General features: G+C 74.0%; 2 protein-coding genes. Both read left to right on the forward strand.

The genetic code is table 11. The features are described from left to right. Positions 1–299 precede the first annotated feature (299 nt). The gene (locus tag AB0J36_RS34425; RefSeq protein ID WP_357130352.1) at positions 300–761 is read left to right on the forward strand and encodes a BlaI/MecI/CopY family transcriptional regulator; all 462 of its coding nucleotides are present in this window, start codon (positions 300–302) and stop codon (positions 759–761) included. Between the two features lie 7 nt (positions 762–768). Further along, on the forward strand, positions 769–1,674 hold the full coding sequence (locus AB0J36_RS34430; RefSeq protein ID WP_357130355.1) for a M56 family metallopeptidase: 906 nt from the start codon (positions 769–771) through the stop codon (positions 1,672–1,674). The last annotated feature ends 86 nt before the right edge of the window (positions 1,675–1,760 follow it).

Raw genomic sequence — 1,760 nt, forward strand, 5'->3', positions numbered from 1 at the left:
GGAGCCCGCCCACTCCGGGCGGTCAGGCTTGATCCCTGCGTGGGCGGGCTCCCCCCGGAAAACCTGACGTGGGCCACGCCCGTCGGGTGGGTCAGCTTGCGGGTGCCGCCCGACGTTGAGTTGCCGGTCGGCGGGGTTGCTGCGGTCGAGGCGGCCAAGATCTGCGCAACTTTGGGGATGTTGCTGCTTCCGAAGCGCTGGAGGCAGCAACATCCCCATTCTTGTGGGGATCTTGTGGTGGGTGACCAGCGTCCGGGCCGCCCGGGGGCGGGGTCTACTACCGGGGGTAGGATTGAGCTGTGACTCGGTTGGGCGATCTTGAGCGTGCGGTGATGGACGTGCTGTGGGACGTGGTCCCGGGCACGTCGGACGGTGTGACCGTGCGCGAGGTCGCCGACGCGCTCGACGGCCGCGAACTGGCGTACACGACGGTGATGACCGTCCTCGACCGGCTCGCCGGCAAGGGCATGGTGCAGCGTGAGCGGGAGGGCCGGGCCTGGCGGTACCGGCCGGCGGCCAGCCGCGAGGCGCACATCGCCCAGCTCATGCTGGACGCCCTCGACCTGGGCGGCAGCCGGGACGCGGCGCTGGTGCGCTTCGCCCGCTCGGTGACCGGCACCGAGGCCGAGGTGCTCCGGGCGGCCCTCGGCAGCGAGGCCGGGCTGACCGGGGCGGGCGCGACCCGCAGCGAGGCCGAGCTGACCGACCGCGTGGATCCGCCGGCGGGCCGCCGGCCGGCCGACGAGACAGCGGAGCGGTAGGCACGCCATGGCCTACGCCGTGCACTTCGCCGCCACCATGCTGGCCTGCTATCTGACCGCGCAGGTGCTGGCCCGTTCCACCTGGACGTGGCGCAGTCCGCGGGTGGCGATCGTCTGCTGGCAGGCCGTCGGGTTGGCGTTGGGCCTCTCCGCGATGGGGCTACCGATGGCGCTCGGGCTGGCCGCGTACGACCGGCCCACCGGGAGCGCCCTGCTCGCCCTGACCGGCGACCTCGCCCATGGCACCCTGCCGATCGGCGTGACGGCGCTGCACCTCGCCGGCGTCGGGGTGGGCTTCGGCATCGGCGCGGTGCTCGTCACCACGACCGTCCGCAGCATCCACGGCACGATCCGCGCCCAGCGCCGGCACCGGGACCTGCTCACCCTGGTGGCCCGGGACGACCCGGCCGCCCCGGGGGCGCTCGTCCTGGACCATCCGAGCGCCGCCGCGTACTGCCTGCCCGGGGTGAAGCCGCAGGTGGTGGTCAGTGCGGGCACGCTGAGCCTGCTCGACCGGGCCGAACTGGCGGCCGTGCTCTCGCACGAACGCGCCCACGCCCACGAACGGCACGACCTGGTGCTGCTGCCGTTCACCGCGCTCTGCCGGGCGCTGCCGTGGTTCGGCTGGGTCCGGGACGCGCACGAGCGGGTCGCCCTGCTGGTCGAGATGCGCGCCGACGACAAGGCCCGCGAGCTGCACGCTGAGGCGCCGCTGGCGGGTGCGCTGCGTCGCTTCGCGGCCGCCGGGCACCGGGTCACTCCGGCCGGCGCGCTGGGCCTGGGCGACCGCGATCTCGACGTACGCGTCCAGCGCCTCCTGGTCACCGACCGACCGCCCCGCGCCCTCGGCGCCACGGCCCTCGCGGTAGCCGCAACCCTGGTCTCCCTCCCCATAACCCTCTTCCTGACCTAACCCCACCCCACCCCACCCCCACCCCACCCCACCCGCCCGGGCGCGGTGATCAAGAGGTTCGCGTCAAGAACCGCTCGATTTCTGAC

The organism is Micromonospora sp. NPDC049662 (assembly GCF_040675055.1).
In the GTDB taxonomy this organism is placed as follows: domain Bacteria; phylum Actinomycetota; class Actinomycetes; order Mycobacteriales; family Micromonosporaceae; genus Micromonospora.

Coding starts and splice junctions, on each gene's coding strand:
- AB0J36_RS34430 (WP_357130355.1), top strand. CDS start 769: ATGGCCTACGCCGTGCACTTCGCCGCCACCATGCTGGCCTGCTATCTG.